Source organism: Pantoea sp. USMM079, assembly GCF_037153115.1.
Classification (GTDB): domain Bacteria; phylum Pseudomonadota; class Gammaproteobacteria; order Enterobacterales; family Enterobacteriaceae; genus Pantoea; species Pantoea communis.
Map to the genome: position 1 here is coordinate 11,291 of NZ_JBBCKX010000029.1, position 18,353 is coordinate 29,643.

Below are 18,353 nucleotides of genomic sequence, written 5' to 3' on the forward strand. Positions count from 1 at the left end.
TATTCCTAAAGCATAAAGCGTAATAACGAAAACTATAACTCGCTAATGGCTTAGTGAACTTTCGGTTGGTTATAGAGCACAGTGTTAGACAGCCTGCATAACAGCGCTACTAAAACCTATTTCGGGGGGATGTGACACTTAAGTTAGCGGACTGATCAGCCGATAAACATTGATTCGTAATTGCCGATAGTGTCTGACTGGTCCCTCACTCCAGAAATAATCCGCAGTTTGATTTCTGCAGGTTTATCAACAACGCTAAGCATGGATGCCATACCCAAAATGAAACGCTTTTATCTCTTATTAAATGATGAACTCCAGGAACGGCAGTGACGGATAAAAGGTATCTATCACGATTATTGTTGAGGTTATCCAGGATCGACAGTCTAAAACGGAGTTCAAAATAATGAGCAATGCGATCAAACCTGCCCTTTCCGCCGTCTGGTCCACCGACGCCTGTGGCTTCTGTGTTACCAGTCAGGAAAGCCCTGAAGGCCTGATCCCCGCACTTAAAGGCGTTACGCTGAGTGCATGGCTGAAGTTCGCACAGGCTGATAATGACGCAACGATTGCGCAGCAACTCACTGCAGCACTGGAAATGTTGACCCCTTTTAATATTGAAGTACCGATTAACTGCCTTGACGGGACCAGGCGCCGGGTGATCCTGTCTGGTTTACCGGGGAGCACGACCAGTAACTCTCCTGGCCATTTCAATGGATTTATCCTTGATATAACCGGTCAGCGTAAAGCACTTGAGGATGCTCTGCGCACGGCGACCGAATACCGGTTGTTGATTGAAAACAGCACCGACCTAATCGCGCATTGTGACAGGGACGGCAGGTACGTATCGATTTCGCCTTCATACAGCGAAATGATTGGATATTCAGTGGACGAGATAGTTGGCCAGCGCGTGGTGGATTTCCTCCATCCTCACGATCGCGTATCCGCCGGAGATGCGTTAATGCATCTATTTGAGGGTGGCGTGCTGCCGGACGTCGTAGAGGTTCGCAAAAGGCACCGGGACGGCCACTACATCACGCTCGGTACTAAGGCTTGTGGGGTAAGTGATCCCTCTACTGGCGATAATATCGGAGCCGTGCTTGTCTCACGCGATATCACGCATGACAAGGAAAAAATGAGAAGGCTTGAGAAGCTTGCTACCCGGGACACGTTGACCGGATTGCCTAACCGGGCCTGGGTTTACGATAAAGTCAGAGGGTTGCTGTCTGAGGGAGAAGATCTCACTTTCACAACAGTTCTTTTTATCGATCTTAATGGATTCAAACCCGTTAACGATACCCTGGGGCACGCTGCGGGTGACGTTTTGCTGCAGCAGGTGAGTGAACGATTAAAACACTGCATGCGCCCGGGAGACTCAGTGGCGCGCCTCGGAGGAGATGAGTTCGTTATAGCCGCTAAATGCCTTAATCGCGAGGCGGCTTCAGCGATCGCACAGCGTCTTATTGACAGCCTCCGGGAGCCATTCGTTATTCATAAAATGGAAGTGCGTATCGGGGCATCCATAGGTATCAGCCTTGCAGGCTTCGGATCAGTATCCGTCGATCAGTTATTTGATCACGCTGACAAAGCGATGTATCAGGCGAAAGCGAAAAGAACGGGCTCTTATCAGTTTTATGGTGGCTAAATAAAGGCTACAAAGGAGAGTTAAAAAAACCGGCACATTGAGTGCCGGTTAAAAATTCAAGTTTCCAAGAGATTGGGTTTCACCCGGCACTAACTATAGGTTAATTCAGAAATAAATCGCTATCTTAAATTTAAAGTGGCTGCGCACAGGGCAGTTTTCAGAATCCCCCTTTGAAGTGACAGTCATTAGGGTGAAATAGACGTACGGCACGCGGGCAGATTCCAGGCTAGCCCTTTATCACGTACTTATGCCCTGCAATAAAAAACCGGCATGGGAGCCGGTTTCAGTATTAAGTCGAGGGGCTTACCACTTATAGTGGTTAGAATCTTCCCAGTCTTTCAGCTCTTTTTCAGCCTGCTCCTTGCCGTAACCGTAACGTTCCTGGATACGGCCGACCAGCTGGTCGCGTTTACCTTCCGCGACATCCATATCGTCGTCGGTAAGTTTGCCCCACTGTTCTTTAACTTTGCCTTTGAACTGCTTCCAGTTACCGCTGATGCGATCTTCGTTCATGTCGGTCTCCTTCGTTAATTCACGGGCTGCCGCCTGGCAATCCCTCTGCAGAACTTCATGCTAATCATTATGGTTCAGGCATGGAGTTTTTCCTGCTGCGCGTCACATTCTCGGAATTTTCCTGACCTGAAGTCACCTTGTCAGGTATCCAGACACTCCGCCTGATGGCTTCTATTCAGGAGCGACTTCCGTTCTATGCCTGCAATTCATTCTGTCCTGCCCTGAGACTTTGTTATGCATCGCATAGAATTGATTCACATAATCGTCTTCTTAAGTGCTATAGGGAAAGCGGTAAACTGACCAGGGACCATGCGTTGCATCTTTACCCTTGTTATTATCTGCCAGATACTCAATCTGAGGCGCGGGCACATAGATCCAGCCGTCTGAGATAACGAGAGCGTCAGGCGTTATGAGCTTCTCATCCTGTATCAGCGTCTTCAGCGTACCGTCAGGCTGAAGTTTATCGACAGAGCGTTTCTCCACGTTGGAAAGATAAATATTCCCTGCCGCGTCAATGGCGGAGCCACCCACAGAGGGGATATCCGCAACTTTCTCAATTTGCCCCTCCAGTGCTTTATCGCTTAACCGGTGATCTTTTAATGAAGCCGTACGGATACGATAAAGCGGGCCGGTGGGGGTCGCATAGTATAACCATTGGCCGTCAGGGCTGACCTCAATGACGTCACTGTGGACGGCGGGTCGTTTTCCGTCTTTATCCTCCAGAATCCGGCCCTGGTAGCCTTTCTGATCGATCCCCTCTGGTTTACGCAGCAATGCACTTCCGGAGAGCCGCCTTATCGTTTTTCCTGTATCAAGGTCGTGAATGATGACGCCGCCAAGCCCGGAATCAGTCACGTACACGGAGTTACCCTGTATGCGCAGGTCGTTAGGCGCACCACCCGGCGGTAAAGCTTTTTCATCAAACCGGATAACTGAAGCCGCTTCGCCTGTTGCGATGTTGAATGCAACGAGTTTTGCTGCTCCCTTTGACGGTTTCTCACCCTGAGGGGCACCCTGATCAACCGCCCACAGCAGGCCGTCACCGAAGTGATGGCAGGCATTAACGTTGACAAGGCTGTTGAGACCTTCATCACCCGGCGTCCATTCATTCCAGTGATTACCCGGGAAGGGGGTCAGGCCAGATTCGGTCACGCGCGCAAGCGCCGGCGACTTCTCATGCCCTTTAAAGCGGGGGAAGTTGAGAAACATGGCGCCACCGGCTGAGACAGCAATGCCGTTGGCAAGCCAGGGTGAAGTGGCGACAACCTGTAGTTGCGGATTAACCATCGACTCTGCCACAGCGAAGGCTGCCCGCGACAGGCACAATGTTGCGAGTCCGCCCGCAATAAATTCACGTCTTTGCATCGTCTGGCCTCCGGGTAAAAGATTCAGGCTTCCGGTATCCAGCGCTGCTGAGTGGCTTCAGCGTCATAGCGAATGCCTGAAGGCAGTGTAATGAGCTCGATGAGGACGCCAAAAGGTGTCATGCCGAACCACGTCTGGTTGCCTGCACCCTCCTCCTGAGCAAAGCAGTCGGAAGGGCCTTCGAGCATTTCTGCGCCATGCGCCCGCATTCTTTCCGCAGTCTGGTGAATGTCATCCACATACACTGAGAAGTGGTTGATTCCCGGGAGCCCCGGGTGAGCAGAGCGATCCTTTGAGGGAGGATCTGTCTGGAACAGCTCCACATTGCAGCCATTCTTCAGCCGCAGCATGGACAGCCCGGTCAGCCTGAGTTCTGCAGGGAATCCATTGAGAGGAGCCATTTTTTTACCCGGAACAAATTTATCTTCTTCAGCGGGCGGAACGATACGATAGAGCACAGATGCATCCAGTGCACCGGTGAAGAAATGCTCGGCCTGCTTTAAATCAGAAACGGTAATGCCAATATGTTCAATTCCGCGGATCATCGGTTATATCCTTTTTAAAGTGATGTAAGAGGGCCAGCCGGGCTGTATCTGCAACGCTGGAACCCTGCTCTCAGAAAAAGCGGTTGAGGTTTAAGCGTGATCGGTCAGCGCCTGCGCCGCACAGATGAGAGCCAGGTGGCTCAACCCCTGTGGCATGTTGCCGCGCCACTCGCCGCTGCGGACATCAAACATTTCATTGAAGGTTTCGACGTTCCCGCGCTGGCAGAGCTTATCCAGAATCTCTTCCATCGCCTTTTCGGCTGACTGCGCTTCACCCATCGCTGCCAGCGCTTCGACCATCCAGAAAGAGCAGGCAATAAACGTGCTTTCTTCCTGCTCAACGCCGCTGTAACGGTATAGCATCGCGCTGCCGTGGCCCAAGTCCTCCCGGATGGCACGATAGGTGGCACGCATGCGTTCCGGGTTAACCGTGTTGCCATAGTGGTGTACCAGTGCCAGAGCGGCATCGAGCTCACCGTCAGCGTGGGGATAGAAGAGGTAAGCCTGCTTTTCCTCTGACCAGCAGTGCTCCTCAATCCATTCACTGATGCGATCCCGCTCCCGCTCCCAGCGCTGAACCCAGGTGGGTTCGATGTGTTTAGCTTTTGCCAGTGATACTGCGCTGTCGAGCGCCAGCCAGCAGGCCATTTTGGAGTGGGTATAATGCTGTTCGTCCGGCAACTCCCAGATCCCGCTGTCTTTCTGACGCCACTGATCGGCACAGTAGTTCGCCAGCTCTCCCAGCATGCGCGAAGTTTCAAGATCCAGGATGTGGCCGGCACGGATGAAGAGTTCTGCCGTGGCCAGCATGTCGCCGTACATGCTGAGCTGAACCTGATCGCGTGCGTTGTTGCCGATACGAACAGGAACAGAATGCTGATAACCGCGTAAGGAGGGGTAACTTTCTGCAGGCACCACGCCGCCTTCCAGCGTGTAACAGGCGCGCAGCCGGGTGCCGTGGCGTATGATGGTTTTCGATAACCAGGAAAAAGCGGCTTTACAGTCTTCCAGCGCGCCCAGGAAAACGAACGATTTGATAATCAGGCAGGCGTCGCGCACCCATGCATAGCGATAATCATAATTCTTCTCTCCGCCAATGCCCTCGGGCAGTGAGGTGGTTGCCGCAGCGGCCAGTGCACCGGTTGGCGAATACCAGAGGAACTTGAGAGACAGCGCCGAGCGTCTGACGTGATCTGCATAACGGCCTGCGTAGCTCAGGCTGTGCGTCCAGTCGCGCCACGCCGTATGGCTGGTTTCAATACGGGCATCAATGGCTTTCAAATCAGGCACTGCCAGCGGCTCGCGCTCCGTCACCAGCAGGGCGACCAGCGAGTGGCTTTCAGGCCGGGTGCGAAGCGTTGCGCGTATTATCCCATCGCCGCGCTCAGCGATCAGCCAGTCTTCAGTCGTGCGCAGCATCGCCATCAGGTCGGCAAGATGATAAACGTCTCCCTGTTCGGTGTTATCCCACCACGGTGAGCGTGTTTCGGCTGCGGTACCGAAGCGTAACGTCAGGCACAGTTCAACTTCGCCTTTAATCCCTTCAATACGTCTTGCCAGTTCGCTCCAGGGAAGACGACCGGCAAGCGTACTGTTAATCGACTCAGTAAAGAGTACGCTGCCATCCTGCGTGATAAACCGTGTCTCCAGGACGTTGCTGTCAGGGCGGTAGGCCCGTTCCGTACGATAATCCCCGATGGGTTCAATCTGGAAGAAACCGCCGATCTCGGGGTCCAGCAGGCGGTCAAACAAGGGGGATGAATCAAGGTTTGGCGCACACCACCAGTCAATAGCCCCATCCGGGGCAATAAGTGCCACAGACCGACCTTCACCAATGGCCGCATAGTCCCCAAGACGGGCAAATCCATCCTCGCGCATCGGCGATCGTAGTATCTGATTATTCATTGCTCTTCCCTGCATGCTGAGACCACAACGTGGCCGCTTTAGGCCACGTTCTTCAATAATCCTGTTGACACTCAGACCGTGCCGGTGCCGCCATCGGAGCACCAGACCTGGCCGGAGGTGAAGCTGTTGGTGGTTTCAGCGAAGGTGACATAGAGAGGCGCAATTTCTGCCGGCTGGCCAGGTCGGCCCAGCGGTGCGGTGGCACCAAACTGCTCAACTTTTTCCTGTGGCTGGCCGCCGCAGACCTGCAGAGGCGTCCAGTAAGGTCCGGGTGCGACAGCATTAACGCGGATTTGTTGTTCACCCAGCTGTTTCGCGAGGGCTTTGGTGAAAGCCACTATCGACGCTTTGGTCTGAGCGTAATCCAGTAAAATGGCGCTCGGGTCGTAAGCCTGCACTGAGGAGGTGTTAATGATAGATGAACCTGCCGGCAGGTATTCCAGCGCCGCTTTGGTTATCCAGAACATCGCATAAACGTTGGTCTTAAATGTAGCGTCAAAATCTTCCGTAGAGAGTGTACGGATGGATTCATTAAACTGCTGACGGCCGGCATTATTAACCAGAATATCCAGACCATCTAATTGACTGACAGCTTCGTTAACCAGTTTCTGACAAAACTCTTCTGAACGAATATCGCCTGGGATAGCAACGGCTTTTCGTCCTTCGGCTTCGATTAATTTTACGACTTCTGCAGCATCCTGCTCTTCATCCGGCAGGTAATTAATTGCGACATCGGCGCCTTCACGGGCATAAGCGATAGCAACGGCACGACCTATGCCGGAATCGCCACCTGTAATCAGTGCCTTACGTCCGGTAAGCCGTCCTGTTCCCCGGTAGCTGGTTTCACCGTGGTCGGGGCGTGGTTCCATTTTACTCGCCAGGCCAGGAACAGGCTGATGCTGTTTTTTAAACGGCGGCTTCGGATATTCCTGTGTGATGAGCGTTTTATTAGTGAATGAGTTCATCTGTGTCTCCTTTTTGGTGAATAAATTAAGCCTGGCAAAAATGTGATGTTTGTCACGCTGACAGACATCAAAATTATATTTTTTATAAGCGCAGCGTAATTCTGCTGGGATATTGAACAACGCTAATGATTAAGGCTGAGCGTATAGAACACCAGAAGAGAGATGAGAAGATTCTTAATGAGGGTGTCAGACTTAAAAATCAGATAATCAGTGTTCAGGAATCTGCCCGTTAATCTGTTCTCTTTAAATGAAGGCATTACCATTCAAATTAAAGTCTGGTTCTGAATGATTTTTAATCGAAAAACAAACACGCTGTGACAGCAGTCAGGCGCGACGAATGCCCGAATTGTACCGGACCCCCGAATGGCCCGGAATCATGCGTTTCTCTCAAAAAGGGGACTGATTAGAATCGTATAGAAGGTGTTCTGATCAGTTTATCCGTCGGATAATAGTTCTCATCACCATCTTTATCCGGTCGCAGGTATCCGCTTTCCGCCATCCAGCGGATCATGTCGGATAAATCAGAAAACAGCGCTTCTCTGTTGTTATCATTAATAATATATCTGTCCAGTTCAGTGATCACATCATCTGTGCGATGGCTGAAGTTAATCCCGGGAGCAGGTGCGTGGAGTAATGAACCGCAGGCTTTGAGATGCCAGTTCAGCGTTAACTGTGGCCGGCATTCTGCGTGTTGCGGAAATTTACTGAGACAGTGTCCCCGAACGATCTTGTAGACCTCATCAAAACTGATTAACTGGTTTTTCACTTACCCTCCGGACAATCCATGACAACGTGCAATTTTAACCGCTGGCTGTCAGCTCATATTTAACTCACTGACAGGTTCACATTGATTTAAAAACTTTACGCTGCGTTTAATACTCCTTCGAATATAGCAGAGTATTCAGGCTGCTAAGGAAAACCCGTATCGGGAGTTATAACGGGTCATTACTGTCTCATTTCTGTCTTAATAACATTCAGGTTAAACCAACCTGTCTGCAAATATTTTTTTGTGTGGAGATGGCGGTAACGATTAAGGCGGTGGCGTGACTTTATTGCGCATTCTGCTTATGTATACCAGCGGAAGCGTTCGATCAGGAACAGGAGGTCTGTCAGAACGCTTCCGCTGCTTTCATCAACGGGAATCAGTCATCAGGTGTGTGTCCGACAACGATTTCAAGCGTCCTGCGAAGTGTGTCTGCCTGCCTGTCGCTGCACGCTGACTCAAGTTCCCTGATGAGATGGAGGATGAGGGATTTATTGGTCACGCGACCCTCTGCGGCCAGTACGCTGCATATCACCTCATTCAGCAAAGCGGCTTCGTCTTTGGCCTCAGGTCCCGCGCTGCGCATGAAGCTGGCCAGTCTGGTGTCAGTCAGTGCTGAAAGGATGTCGTCATTGTTCTGCATCATCTTGTTCCGGTTAAGGTTTAATCCAGGAAATTATAACCCAGACGGCAGGATATGCGCGGTGCACTCGTCCTCTGAGGGTCTCGTTCAGAGTTTCGCCAGAGTCGCACGGGTGGCCACATTAACGGGTCCCCGCATTTGTTTTGATGATTGCAGATCAGGAAGCTGTGTCTGACGTCAGTCAGAATTAATCCTTCACTTCGTGTTCGGTATTCAACCTGCGACGCTTACAGGGCTCTGCCTGCCAGGTTAGCTATCTGTCGAAGTCATGAGGTATGTATATGGGAGATGTCAGGGCATAATTAAAGGCTGATACAACACCTGCGACGCCGTGAGGCGTAGTAATGATCGCTGCCCTGCCAGACAGCGGGTATAAGTCATTTCATATCATCTGTCACGAGGTCAGCCAGGAGCGACTGATCCGGACCACACAGCATGACGGGAAGGTCTTCACGACATTTTTGCCTGAAATTCCATTTCATCAGCGGACTGAACCCCGCTCCACACCACATCAAATGGTGCTTATGGTGCTCTGAGGCACTGGCGGGGTAGCCTGTCACGTTCGGGCATACCTCTACCCGGCAACCCTGTCCGGTGAGGCGGATCGCTTCCATCCATATCTCCGTGGCATCATCAACGCTGACGGCTTCCAGAAAAACCGGTACGGCATGACGACGGTGTGATGCGTTGATCATGGAGTGGGCAAGCCGCACGACTGCATTGTGAAAGCGCGCCTGGCGCGACGGAGCGTCCGATCTGCGGGCACGGCGTAACGTTAAATTGAGCGGTCTGAGATAACAGTTTACAAAGTCATCGCCGCAGTAGTCGCTGCCTGTCTGTCGGATGCGATCCTGAAGACGCTCACTGGAAGGATCGTCCAGCTGAACATGCAGTTCATTCCGGCGCTGCTCCCAGCCGCTGGCAGGCGCAGGATACCCGTTCAGTCGCAGGCGTACTTCGCTCAGCGCATCGCCGGAGGCTGTCAGATTAAGAATCTGATAAATGTGCGTCAGCTGCGCATCGGTATATCCGTCAGGCAGGGCGGGTGCGCCAACAAGGCCTGCGCGCCGCCAGTTACGAAGTATTCCCGGAAGTAAACCGGTCATTCCGCAGACGGTTTCGGTGGTTTGAGAGTTCATAGATGCCCCTTTTGGGGTGAATGGCCGCGGGCATTATTGCCCGGGAGAAAGATTAGTCTGCGCTCCTTTTTATACAAAGTTAAACCCTGCGCAGCTGAAAACCGCGCTGTGTCAGTATTGGAGATATCAATAATTCCCATTCATGGATAAACGCAGTAGGTGGTGCGCATATTTTTTTCACGCACCACCCTATCCAGGGCCTGCCTGTCTTCTGCCAGAACATCGATACGAGCTTTAATGAGCGCAGAGAATCGCTCAGCATTAACAGCGTGAGGCGCATTCTGTTCAAGAATAGACAGGTTAAATTCACCTTCGCCTATAAACCGCTTCAGCAGAGCGATGTGAATATCGAGCTCTGCGTTACAATACCAGAACATTTTCATTCAAACCTCACTTCAGGAGGCAAAACGAACCCTGTCTACCTGACGTTGTTAAACCGGACTGCAGATAATTATTTAGCATGAGTATTTCATTTTTTCTATAAAGTAACGAACTACTTTAATTTATGAGTTTTTGTCCTTTTTATAACGTGCATAATAAATAAGCGAAGCGGGAGGGTAATAATGCAAACCATTGAAATATAGTGAAAAATATCGTAACCCCCCTTGAGCCAGGCTTAATAATTTAAACTTAGAAGACCCAGACCTGCCAGGCGACATATAAAGTATTCTGAAAGCATGTTTTGAAACGAGAATCTTATCTGTACATTATTTATGAGTTCAATTACGTTTCGCACTGTGAAATGACGATTACGCAGGAATGATGATGCGACAGGACGGCTTACCCCCCGGAAAAGAAACGGGGCTGCCCGGCTATTTAAACCAAATTACCGATCCGGTTCAGATGGAATTGCTGGGGAATATTACCGTCGAAATTCTCAGGCAGGAAAGGCGCCTGACCCGTACCGCTATCTGCCTTAAGCTTATAGGCCGGATTGACGCGACTCACGATCCGGAGGAGGAAAGGCATTTACGCGCGCTTCTGGGCATGCTGTTTAACAGTTAGCGTAGCATCTCAGCATGCAGATGCCAGGCAAGAAAGACCGGGAAGATTAAGATGCTGATACGATGAAGAAAGTGTCGTCCCTGACAGTTTCTCCGGCCGGTTCACGCAATGGCGCAACCGATGAGGTCGTTCACGTTGTCGTTTTCCGGCCAGAGCCGGACTACGTCTCCTGGCGTCAGTTCTTCTCGTCGTTCAGGCCTGCAAGCGTCTGCAGGTATGGCACATGGCGGAAGGCCTGCTCCGGCTCATGAAAACTTCTCAGCCAGCTGGTGGCCTCTGATATTTCAGTAAGCCTCGCATTGCTGCCGCCCACTCTGGCCATGAAACCCAGCTCCGTAATGAGAGACTCAATGCTAATCTCCCGCTCGCTGAGTGCAAGGCTAAGTGCCGCTTCGCCAATGATGACGTGCCCTTTCCCGTCGTGTTGAATAGACAAATTAATTCCTCCATTAACGTTAATAACAACCTCACCACCAACTGTAGGCAATACAGAAGATTTTGCCGGGATAAAATTCCGAAACAGAATAATTGATTAATTTTCAAAAAATTTGAGTTAAGTAGAGTGGTTTGTCGATCTGCTTCTACACTCCCTGCGCTAGTTGTGAAATCTTTTTTTTTGTAAAAATTGAGTTATTGACCCCGAGGCGAAAGCCCGGGGCTCTTTTCTTCGGAGCATCTGACCTGGTTTTTTTCACTTTCCATTTTCCGCATGTCTCCATCGCCACATGTTAATGATGGCGTTGATTGGTCAGCAATCAGCAGTTTTGAGTATCAGTGTTCATAACGTATTGACTTAATAAAAAGGCTGAAATCCTGATTATCCTGCAAACGACCGAATTTATGGTTGCGACACACTCCCACACGCTATCGCACTTCAAAAAATAGCAAGTACAATCATGCGGATGGACGAAGTGAAATTTTCTTAACACTTTCCTTGAAAAAGGACGGCTGTTATGTTTTTTTTGGCTGGCTGTCAGAAATATATGCCCGAAAAGAATTTTGATGAATTTTTAATCAAAAGGTATGTCCGTCATTTTTATACAGGTGTGATTATTACTCTGCTCCCGATTTTAAGGTAAATGAGAATTACTTCTCAGTTGTTTTTATTACGCATTCCGCAATGTTTTACATGTGAATATTTTCAGAGAACTTAACAGCATTGCTGCATAAAAAAAAATTTATTAGTTTGCGCTCCGCTAATAATAAGGTGTCCGTCAAGCATACAGACTGCTATGGTGTGCGTGGACAATCATAGTTAAGCGGAGCAGAGCATGCTGACAACTATAATATACAGAAGCCATATTTCAGACGATGTACCCGTCAAAATTCTGCCGGGTATGGTCAGCCAGGCGAGCGGTTTCAACGCGAGCAGGAACGTCACGGGTATTCTGCTGTTCAATGGCACGCACTTCTTTCAGATCCTTGAAGGGCCTGAAGAAGGTGTACAGGAAGTTTATGCGCGGATCTGCTCGGACAGGCGCCATCATAACGTCGTGGAACTGATGCGGGATTATTCTCCCTCACGCCGGTTCGGTAATGCAGGTATGGAGCTCTTTGATTTGAGAACACATGCTCAGGAGACCGTGTTGCAGGCGGTACTGGACAGGGGGACCTCCCGCTACCGGCTGACTTATGACGATCGCGGACTCCAGTTCCTGAGAACCTTCGTCGAATCGCGCGAGAAAGAAAACTATTTCGAAGTGCTTCCCTCTGACTACTGGGAGTTTGTTCCGGGGGACAACGATCCCGTTACCTACGGGGATAAGGGCATCAGCTTCAGACCGGTAGTGGATCCGCTGGGTCGTGAAGTTAGAGCTATTGAAGCTATTCCTGACAGATTACAGGACGGCCTTAACGATGATGAGCGCTATGAATATGACCTCGGTGCAGTATGCCTTGCGCTGAAAAAAGCCGGCAAAGCCTGCCCCGACGGGATCCCACTTTATGTCACCATTCTGCCCATGACGCTGGTAGCGATTCCGGGCGCTGTTGGCCAGATTGTCAGTGCGATTGAGTCCGCGGGGCTTGTGCCTGAGCAGGTTATCCTTGGGGTCAGTGAAAGAGAAGTCATATCGCAACTGGACGAATTTACCCGCGCCATCCGCTATCTCAGACAGGCGGGCATAAGCATTTCAATCGATAACTTTGGCGACGGTTCTGCGGGACTTTCTCTGCTGGCAACTGTTCAGCCTGACAGGGTTCGCATTGACGCCGGTATCATCCGCCATATTCACCGCAGCGGTCCTAAGCAGGCGGTTGTCCATGCCGTTATCAGATGCTGTTCAGCGCTTGAAATCAATATCATAGCCTCCGGCATTGAGCATCCGGAAGAGTGGATGTGGCTGGAAGCCGCAGGGATCATCGATTTTCAGGGGAGTCTGTTTTTCCCTGGCGGTGCTGCCGTTTCCTGGCCCGAGTCCAGAGAAGCGATGTAATCGTCATCAGATATCAGGGACTCTTCCGGTTAATTTCCCGGAAGACGTCCGGTTACAGCCTGCTCTCGGCTGCTGGCTTGCCCATATCACACGAAAGAGAGTTAAACTGATCTTGCCGCAGCACTCTGCTGAGGCGTTCTCCCTCTTACCCTTGCAAGCGCTGCAGAGGATTTATCCAGAATGCTGTTGCCCGCTAGCTTCGGCTGAACCTGTGTCCTTTTTCTGTTGACCTTATCAAGCCAGCTCCGGAAATGCCCCGTCATCGCGCTGGCATGTTGCTGATCGGGAGTACGGTAAATCAGTAACCGGCTGACCGTCTGATGGCTCTGGTCGAGAAGATAAATTTCATATCCCCCATCCCGATTTTCGCATTCAATTGCTGTGAAGTGCATAGCTGGCCAGCGGTTAACCCGCTCCAGAAACTCGCTCATTATCATAATTATTCCTATTCTAATTATTCGCAGGCTTTTACTTTTTTTACTGGTCCGCCCAGATTAGTCGCAGACTGAGGCTTTGCAAGTTTCAGGGCCGTTAAAAATTGTAAAGATATGGGGACTGATGCCGGTCAGGTTTTGAAAAGCCTCTTGGGTCACTGAAAATTTGCAGGAGCAACTGAATGATCAGTAATAAACGTCTGCAGCGCATCGCTGAAAATGACATTGATTACGTCCCCGAGGTCAGGGAAATGGCCCGGGAAATTCTGGATTACCGGCGCGCGCTGTCAAAACCCTGGGCCATCATTGAGCCACTGGGCTCAAAGTATGTTGAGGACGGGAAAGGCGCCATGGTGTGGGCCGCCCGTTACAGCGGCCGTCATGACATCCCTCTTTACCGGCTGGATGCTGATGCGCTCCCGGCTGACGTAAAAAGCGCTAAACCCGCCGGAAGGTCTGATGAAACTTAAAGTTAACCTGGTTCTGATTCAGCTTAGCCAGATGGTGTCTTCAGATACGTGCAGGATAACTTCTATTAAAAAATGAAGTTCATTCGCGGGCATTGCGTTACCGGCACCCCTGATTCCGGTTGTGTTCCGGGAGGTTAGACCTGTGATAAAATATCCGGATGTTTTACCTGCCGGACAATTTATGAAAAATACACCTGAAGATGATATGACGGAAATTCTCATTGGCGAAGCCGTGACCGAGCTTCTTGAGACCCGGGCGGCCATTTCATGGAACGCCCTGCTGCAAAAATTGCAGTCGGCGATGAATAAAGAAACCTGTGAAGTCCGGAGTCAGGCCATACAGCGTGCCATTGATGAAGTCAGGCGGGAGATGCAGTTAAAATCCGGAGGAAACGAAACCAGGCCGGGCTCCGTGCAGAATGAGACAACACGTTCCAGGCTGCACTGATGAACCTTCATGCCTGGCCGCCTCGGTTTCTGTGGGCGGGGTAATTTGATAGACTGTATATCTATCCACATACGGACGGAGGTCATGTGAATAATGACGACGCCGCCGAAGATATCTACGCCGTCATCGGGACGGTAGTAGCACGCCTTCTAAAGCCGGGTGAACACCTCACACTTCACGAAATAACAACGGCTCTTCACGCGATGGGCGAAACAGATGCTGGTCAGGATGTGCGTCATGCGTGCCGGGCTGCCATCAGAATGCTGGCCCGCCAGATGCACTGACGTTAATTTTAGCGTGTCGCCAGACTTTTACGCCAAGGCTGGCGAGCGCATAACTCTCATGTTTGATAAACAGAATCTTTGTACCTGCAGCAGCCAATCGCAGGCATTACTGTTTCTTAATTTCACGCCGTTAATGCTACGCCCTTTCACTTTCTGGCGTACGACCCAGCACAATTTCCAGCGTATTGCGCAGCACATCGAGATGAACAACGTCAGTTTCATTCTCGATTTCGGCAACGAGGCAGAGGATAAGGGTTTTAGTCGTTACCTTTCTGCCTTCAATGACGATGGTCCTGATAGCCGCATCCAGCACCTTCGTTTCGGCAGACAAGTCGTCTCCCGCATCGCGGAAGTGATGAATGATCGCTGCTTCGGTGGTCTGGATGTGGGTAGACTGCTGCATTTTAATTCCATATTCCTTTCGGAAGTTAATGAGTTTTTGAGATAACGGTTTACGAGCCGTTTTCTCTGAAGTCCCTGTGGTTTGCAAAATACTGCTTTACCGTTAAGGGTTAATCTTTGTCACCGGCACCGCTGGGGGTAAAACCGGCTAACAGGGAGTCAGCGGCATGTTCATTCTGCGAAAGCCTGGGGGCTATTTCTTCGAGAGCCAGCTTCAGGGCTGATGTCCGTGCCGGAACCGCCTCATCTGCCATCATCTTTTCCAGTTGCTCTCTGAGCGACCGTGCGCTGATTCTTTCACCCGCGCAAAGCAGCTGGACGCTCGCCTCACCAAGAACAATATCTTTGAGTTTGCTGATTTCGTAGTTGCTCATTTCCGCCTCTACGGTTTTGACCACTCAACGTAAAAAAATTAAGACACCACGCCGGGTGTCTTGTCTGATATACAGTTATCAAATTGGTATAAAAGCGCGCATGGCCTCAGAACAGCATGGCAATCAGTGACTGATAGTGTCGCTCTTCATGCGCGCTCGCCGCATTTTCAAGACGCTTCAGTAAAACCGAGCAGATCGCTTTTCGATTTAAAGTTTTACCGGCCTGAAGAATTTCAACCACGACCTGCCCCATTGTCTCCTGCTGGTTAGCGTGTGCTGAAATGTTATGAAAATGTGCAATGTCGCTAGCAGTATCCGGTTGTGAATTAACGTTCTGACGCATGGGCAACCTCTCAGATGGTTAAAATTTATCGGCTCTGTCTGAGCGTAAAGTTATACAGTTACTTAAAACTTGTACACGGATTGTGTTTTGGTACAGGTGTGTTTTTGTTGCAAAAAGTGCTATTTATTTATTTTCATTAAGTTGCGTACTATCACTTATGTTTTAGTTCTGAGTTTATTTCACGAGCGTTGTTGTACAGAATTAGGTGCCTGTAGGAAAAATGTAGTCCACGAAGATTCCTAAGAGTTACCACTTTTGGCCGTGTTGTCTGCCCTCCTGACGGCCTTAATCTGTCTGCCGACCCAATGATAAAAACAGCTTTTTCCCCTCTGGATAAGCGCGCTCATTAGCGATATAGACACCGCCCTGCCCGACCGCCGTTTAAGCAGCGGCCTTTCAGGCGCACTGAAGTCAGACGGTCGGAGACGAAAGAAAGCACCCGCGGCACCACTCACAGCCACGAAGAACCCAGTAGTTACAGCATTCAATCCAGAGCCTTAAACAACTTACCGGCCCTGCGGGCCGGGCGGCGGCGGCTGGTCAGTGGGGGCAACCGGGGTGCAGGTACGGCGCGGGTCCGGGTGGAAAGGGGCTCGGAGTTCAAGTACTGCTCGGTGCCCGATGTTAAGTCGAATACTAATGATTGTTGTAACTAATTTCATCTTGCCCACCGCTTGTCTGTGGGAGCTGAGTCAATTTGTATGTATCTACAAATTGAGTGAGATACTAACTATTAGAACTGTTTCTCCTTGCTATTACCGCATCGCCTTCTCTGCCGGATCCGCTTTCTTCCGTATAAAGCACTTTCCCGGAAGCGTGGCACGGCCTCTGCGGCGGGTCAGGCGCCCTATCTTTCTCTATGCCCCTCCTACACATCTCTCATATTGTGTCCATGACTGCTGAATCAGCTACTACATGAACAGGATGCCCAGCGGGCAAGGCATCGTCTGGAGACGTTTGTAAAAGACAAAGGGCACCGGATCGCAAGCTGGTATATCGAGAACGTTTTAGGTGCCTCCATGCATCGTCCGGAGCTTATTCGCCTACTTGAAAGTGCTGCTCCGGGCGATGCCATCCTTATCGAGCAGGTAGACAGGCTGTCACGCCTTGATGATGAGGGCTGAGGCTGAAGTCTCTTATCAGCGAAAAGCATCTCTCGGTCATCAGTCTGGATTTACCTACCAACTACATGGCACTTGAAAAACATGCAAGCGATGACTTCACTTCAGCAATGCTGCGCGCGGTTAACAGCATGATGCTGGATATGCTGGCGGCGATTACGCGCAAGGACTATCAGGAACGCCGTCGCCGGCAAGCAGAAAGGATAGGAAAAGCGAAGGATGAAGGGAGGTTCAAAGGAAGGCAGCCTGATTTGACGCTTCATCACAACATGATCCGGTTGCGGGCGCAAAATGGGCTCAGCATTCGCGATATGGCCTCATTGTGCAAAGTATCGGAAAGAACCGTCATCCGAATCATAAATGCTTATCGACAGCAGGAGGAAGAGAAATGGGCTGATTGAGTACTTCTAAGGTTCGTCCGGAAAACGCATGTGCTCACTCGCCTCTCTGACACCCAAAAACTGACAGTGACCATTGAGGTTTCCGCGAAAATCTTGGTAAGGTGAGGTAAAACATCGATTATTCAGGAATATTTAAAATGTCAGTAGAAAAGCGTCTCACTCTAGATGATTTCGATTTCAGCAAAGTTAATAGGAACCCCGGGAAACCTACTGAAAATACAGCCAGGATCCTTCTGCGTATAGTGGAAGGTGCCGGCGTAGCGTTATGGCAATCCCGCTCAGATGCTACGCCGGAAGTCCTGATTCAACGCGGTAATATCTACCCCACAACAAGCGGCTATGCATGGGGATACAAGGGAGAAGGTTGCAAGCACTTGGCCTTTGCAATGGTGTCTGTAATCTATGAATTTGATCGGCTGGAGCCATCTGAGCTGAGCGATCGAGCCTACAAACTAGTAGAGGGATTCATTTCAGGCCTTAATGGTGAAATTCCTTATGATTTACCTGTGGCTTTTATCCGTAAAACTCTTGGCGATCACGAGCTGCCGCTCATACACCGCTCAGAATTCTGAACCAGAGCTGCCAGGTGATGGCGGTTGCCGTTTCAAAATCGATTTCTGATACCGCTTAGCGTGTTTTTTACATCCCTGGACCTCAACCCCTAGCTCATGTCGAACTGTATTTGGCAGCCAACGATTAAGCGTTTAAAGAGCCAACTGCATTAACTAAAAATATATGGTTTAGAGGTATCAAGCATGGAAAGTTTAGCGTTCAAACGAGGAGCCGTTGCAGCCAGGCTCTGGCTAAAATTTACGAAAAGCGCAAGGGCAGCAAATTATGTTTCTGTGGCATGGGTTTCAAAGCATGGGCTTCCTAAGTTTATGGGGTATTTTCCAGTTCCTACCGCATGTGTTGTGCTTTTTAGTATCGCTATAGTATGCGGTTTTTTTATTGGCACCTTTGTTATTCTTGGCAGCCTATTCGTTTACATGCTGTGCAACATAGCGGTTAGCGATACTGAAAATTGGGACGATGCTGATGAACTAAGTGGTTACCAGTATCGAGATGGGAATGACGGTTTTGGTATGTATAGTGGCCCACAAAGCGTTACGGTTACATCTACTAGGACTGATCGCGATGATGAGGATGATTAGCA

General features: G+C 50.3%; 22 protein-coding genes and 1 pseudogene. 9 read left to right on the forward strand and 14 right to left on the reverse strand.

What is annotated here, in order from left to right; all coding sequences use genetic code 11:
* Window positions 1-403 precede the first annotated feature (403 nt).
* Window positions 404-1,642, forward strand: a complete 1,239-nt coding sequence (locus tag WFP70_RS23740; protein ID WP_337024620.1) for a diguanylate cyclase domain-containing protein — start codon at window positions 404-406, stop codon at window positions 1,640-1,642.
* Between the two features lie 303 nt (window positions 1,643-1,945).
* Here the strand turns inward: WFP70_RS23740 and WFP70_RS23745 are convergent, their stop codons facing one another.
* The 9 genes from WFP70_RS23745 to WFP70_RS23785 all read right to left on the reverse strand — a co-directional run bounded on the left by WFP70_RS23745 (window position 1,946) and on the right by WFP70_RS23785 (window position 9,863).
* Window positions 1,946-2,155, reverse strand: coding sequence for a CsbD family protein (locus tag WFP70_RS23745; protein ID WP_017345754.1), 210 nt, complete (start codon window positions 2,153-2,155; stop codon window positions 1,946-1,948).
* A gap of 270 nt (window positions 2,156-2,425) precedes the next feature.
* Entirely contained in the window at window positions 2,426-3,520 is a 1,095-nt protein-coding gene (locus tag WFP70_RS23750; RefSeq protein WP_337024619.1) for an SMP-30/gluconolactonase/LRE family protein, read from the reverse strand.
* A 23-nt stretch (window positions 3,521-3,543) separates the two neighbouring features.
* A complete protein-coding gene (locus WFP70_RS23755; protein WP_337024618.1) occupies window positions 3,544-4,065 on the reverse strand; it encodes a VOC family protein in 522 nt (173 codons plus the stop codon).
* A 90-nt stretch (window positions 4,066-4,155) separates the two neighbouring features.
* On the reverse strand, window positions 4,156-5,970 hold the full coding sequence (locus WFP70_RS23760; protein ID WP_337024617.1) for a glycoside hydrolase family 15 protein: 1,815 nt from the start codon (window positions 5,968-5,970) through the stop codon (window positions 4,156-4,158).
* A 71-nt stretch (window positions 5,971-6,041) separates the two neighbouring features.
* Window positions 6,042-6,935, reverse strand: a complete 894-nt coding sequence (locus WFP70_RS23765) for an SDR family oxidoreductase (RefSeq protein ID WP_337024616.1) — start codon at window positions 6,933-6,935, stop codon at window positions 6,042-6,044.
* A 403-nt stretch (window positions 6,936-7,338) separates the two neighbouring features.
* The gene (locus WFP70_RS23770) at window positions 7,339-7,701 is read right to left on the reverse strand and encodes a hypothetical protein (protein WP_224934485.1); all 363 of its coding nucleotides are present in this window, start codon (window positions 7,699-7,701) and stop codon (window positions 7,339-7,341) included.
* A gap of 376 nt (window positions 7,702-8,077) precedes the next feature.
* Window positions 8,078-8,344 carry a biofilm development regulator YmgB/AriR family protein gene (locus WFP70_RS23775; protein ID WP_337024615.1) on the reverse strand — a complete coding sequence of 89 codons (267 nt, stop codon included), beginning with the start codon at window positions 8,342-8,344 and terminating at the stop codon, window positions 8,078-8,080.
* 374 nt (window positions 8,345-8,718) lie between these two features.
* Window positions 8,719-9,480: a MerR family transcriptional regulator gene (locus WFP70_RS23780; RefSeq protein ID WP_337024614.1), complete on the reverse strand. Its 762-nt coding sequence runs from the start codon at window positions 9,478-9,480 to the stop codon at window positions 8,719-8,721.
* Window positions 9,481-9,620: 140 nt separating this feature from the next.
* Window positions 9,621-9,863 carry a hypothetical protein gene (locus tag WFP70_RS23785; RefSeq protein WP_337024613.1) on the reverse strand — a complete coding sequence of 81 codons (243 nt, stop codon included), beginning with the start codon at window positions 9,861-9,863 and terminating at the stop codon, window positions 9,621-9,623.
* A 382-nt stretch (window positions 9,864-10,245) separates the two neighbouring features.
* Between WFP70_RS23785 and WFP70_RS23790 the strand changes: the two genes are divergently transcribed.
* The gene (locus WFP70_RS23790) at window positions 10,246-10,485 is read left to right on the forward strand and encodes a biofilm development regulator YmgB/AriR family protein (RefSeq protein WP_337024612.1); all 240 of its coding nucleotides are present in this window, start codon (window positions 10,246-10,248) and stop codon (window positions 10,483-10,485) included.
* 175 nt (window positions 10,486-10,660) lie between these two features.
* Here WFP70_RS23790 and WFP70_RS23795 read toward each other — a convergent pair whose 3' ends face one another.
* A complete protein-coding gene (locus tag WFP70_RS23795) occupies window positions 10,661-10,921 on the reverse strand; it encodes a hypothetical protein (RefSeq protein WP_337024611.1) in 261 nt (86 codons plus the stop codon).
* 835 nt (window positions 10,922-11,756) lie between these two features.
* On the opposite strand from WFP70_RS23795, the gene WFP70_RS23800 reads away from it, so the two are divergent.
* Window positions 11,757-12,920, forward strand: a complete 1,164-nt coding sequence (locus tag WFP70_RS23800; RefSeq protein ID WP_337024610.1) for a diguanylate phosphodiesterase — start codon at window positions 11,757-11,759, stop codon at window positions 12,918-12,920.
* Between the two features lie 101 nt (window positions 12,921-13,021).
* Here WFP70_RS23800 and WFP70_RS23805 read toward each other — a convergent pair whose 3' ends face one another.
* Entirely contained in the window at window positions 13,022-13,351 is a 330-nt protein-coding gene (locus WFP70_RS23805) for a hypothetical protein (RefSeq protein WP_282997086.1), read from the reverse strand.
* Window positions 13,352-13,536: 185 nt separating this feature from the next.
* On the opposite strand from WFP70_RS23805, the gene WFP70_RS23810 reads away from it, so the two are divergent.
* The 3 genes from WFP70_RS23810 (at window position 13,537) to WFP70_RS23820 (ending at window position 14,556) form a co-directional block, all read left to right on the forward strand.
* The gene (locus WFP70_RS23810; RefSeq protein WP_283227563.1) at window positions 13,537-13,824 is read left to right on the forward strand and encodes a hypothetical protein; all 288 of its coding nucleotides are present in this window, start codon (window positions 13,537-13,539) and stop codon (window positions 13,822-13,824) included.
* 181 nt (window positions 13,825-14,005) lie between these two features.
* On the forward strand, window positions 14,006-14,272 hold the full coding sequence (locus WFP70_RS23815) for a hypothetical protein (RefSeq protein ID WP_337024609.1): 267 nt from the start codon (window positions 14,006-14,008) through the stop codon (window positions 14,270-14,272).
* 86 nt (window positions 14,273-14,358) lie between these two features.
* Window positions 14,359-14,556 carry a hypothetical protein gene (locus WFP70_RS23820; protein ID WP_313824975.1) on the forward strand — a complete coding sequence of 66 codons (198 nt, stop codon included), beginning with the start codon at window positions 14,359-14,361 and terminating at the stop codon, window positions 14,554-14,556.
* Between the two features lie 136 nt (window positions 14,557-14,692).
* Here WFP70_RS23820 and WFP70_RS23825 read toward each other — a convergent pair whose 3' ends face one another.
* The 3 genes from WFP70_RS23825 to ycgZ all read right to left on the reverse strand — a co-directional run bounded on the left by WFP70_RS23825 (window position 14,693) and on the right by ycgZ (window position 15,675).
* A complete protein-coding gene (locus WFP70_RS23825; RefSeq protein ID WP_337024608.1) occupies window positions 14,693-14,959 on the reverse strand; it encodes a biofilm development regulator YmgB/AriR family protein in 267 nt (88 codons plus the stop codon).
* A gap of 109 nt (window positions 14,960-15,068) precedes the next feature.
* Entirely contained in the window at window positions 15,069-15,332 is a 264-nt protein-coding gene (locus WFP70_RS23830) for a hypothetical protein (protein ID WP_337024607.1), read from the reverse strand.
* 106 nt (window positions 15,333-15,438) lie between these two features.
* Window positions 15,439-15,675, reverse strand: coding sequence for a regulatory protein YcgZ (ycgZ, locus tag WFP70_RS23835; RefSeq protein WP_337024606.1), 237 nt, complete (start codon window positions 15,673-15,675; stop codon window positions 15,439-15,441).
* An 896-nt stretch (window positions 15,676-16,571) separates the two neighbouring features.
* On the opposite strand from ycgZ, the pseudogene WFP70_RS23840 reads away from it, so the two are divergent.
* The 3 genes and pseudogenes from WFP70_RS23840 to WFP70_RS23850 all read left to right on the forward strand — a co-directional run bounded on the left by WFP70_RS23840 (window position 16,572) and on the right by WFP70_RS23850 (window position 18,351).
* A pseudogene (locus WFP70_RS23840) lies at window positions 16,572-17,197 on the forward strand (recombinase family protein).
* A gap of 137 nt (window positions 17,198-17,334) precedes the next feature.
* Entirely contained in the window at window positions 17,335-17,769 is a 435-nt protein-coding gene (locus WFP70_RS23845; protein WP_337024605.1) for a hypothetical protein, read from the forward strand.
* Between the two features lie 183 nt (window positions 17,770-17,952).
* Complete coding sequence (locus WFP70_RS23850) at window positions 17,953-18,351, forward strand: hypothetical protein (RefSeq protein WP_337024604.1); 399 nt, start codon at window positions 17,953-17,955, stop codon at window positions 18,349-18,351.
* Window positions 18,352-18,353: the final 2 nt, after the last annotated feature.

Bases quoted from the DNA above. Each gene is read 5' to 3' on its own strand.
- WFP70_RS23740 (WP_337024620.1), top strand. From the start codon at position 404: ATGAGCAATGCGATCAAACCTGCCCTTTCCGCCGTCTGGTCCACCGAC.
- WFP70_RS23745 (WP_017345754.1), bottom strand. From the start codon at position 2,155: ATGAACGAAGATCGCATCAGCGGTAACTGGAAGCAGTTCAAAGGCAAA.
- WFP70_RS23750 (WP_337024619.1), bottom strand. From the start codon at position 3,520: ATGCAAAGACGTGAATTTATTGCGGGCGGACTCGCAACATTGTGCCTG.
- WFP70_RS23755 (WP_337024618.1), bottom strand. From the start codon at position 4,065: ATGATCCGCGGAATTGAACATATTGGCATTACCGTTTCTGATTTAAAG.
- WFP70_RS23760 (WP_337024617.1), bottom strand. From the start codon at position 5,970: ATGAATAATCAGATACTACGATCGCCGATGCGCGAGGATGGATTTGCC.
- WFP70_RS23765 (WP_337024616.1), bottom strand. From the start codon at position 6,935: ATGAACTCATTCACTAATAAAACGCTCATCACACAGGAATATCCGAAG.
- WFP70_RS23775 (WP_337024615.1), bottom strand. From the start codon at position 8,344: ATGATGCAGAACAATGACGACATCCTTTCAGCACTGACTGACACCAGA.
- WFP70_RS23780 (WP_337024614.1), bottom strand. From the start codon at position 9,480: ATGAACTCTCAAACCACCGAAACCGTCTGCGGAATGACCGGTTTACTT.
- WFP70_RS23785 (WP_337024613.1), bottom strand. From the start codon at position 9,863: ATGAAAATGTTCTGGTATTGTAACGCAGAGCTCGATATTCACATCGCT.
- WFP70_RS23790 (WP_337024612.1), top strand. From the start codon at position 10,246: ATGCGACAGGACGGCTTACCCCCCGGAAAAGAAACGGGGCTGCCCGGC.
- WFP70_RS23800 (WP_337024610.1), top strand. From the start codon at position 11,757: ATGCTGACAACTATAATATACAGAAGCCATATTTCAGACGATGTACCC.
- WFP70_RS23805 (WP_282997086.1), bottom strand. From the start codon at position 13,351: ATGAGCGAGTTTCTGGAGCGGGTTAACCGCTGGCCAGCTATGCACTTC.
- WFP70_RS23810 (WP_283227563.1), top strand. From the start codon at position 13,537: ATGATCAGTAATAAACGTCTGCAGCGCATCGCTGAAAATGACATTGAT.
- WFP70_RS23815 (WP_337024609.1), top strand. From the start codon at position 14,006: ATGAAAAATACACCTGAAGATGATATGACGGAAATTCTCATTGGCGAA.
- WFP70_RS23825 (WP_337024608.1), bottom strand. From the start codon at position 14,959: ATGCAGCAGTCTACCCACATCCAGACCACCGAAGCAGCGATCATTCAT.
- WFP70_RS23830 (WP_337024607.1), bottom strand. From the start codon at position 15,332: ATGAGCAACTACGAAATCAGCAAACTCAAAGATATTGTTCTTGGTGAG.
- ycgZ (WP_337024606.1), bottom strand. From the start codon at position 15,675: ATGCGTCAGAACGTTAATTCACAACCGGATACTGCTAGCGACATTGCA.
- WFP70_RS23845 (WP_337024605.1), top strand. From the start codon at position 17,335: ATGTCAGTAGAAAAGCGTCTCACTCTAGATGATTTCGATTTCAGCAAA.
- WFP70_RS23850 (WP_337024604.1), top strand. From the start codon at position 17,953: ATGGAAAGTTTAGCGTTCAAACGAGGAGCCGTTGCAGCCAGGCTCTGG.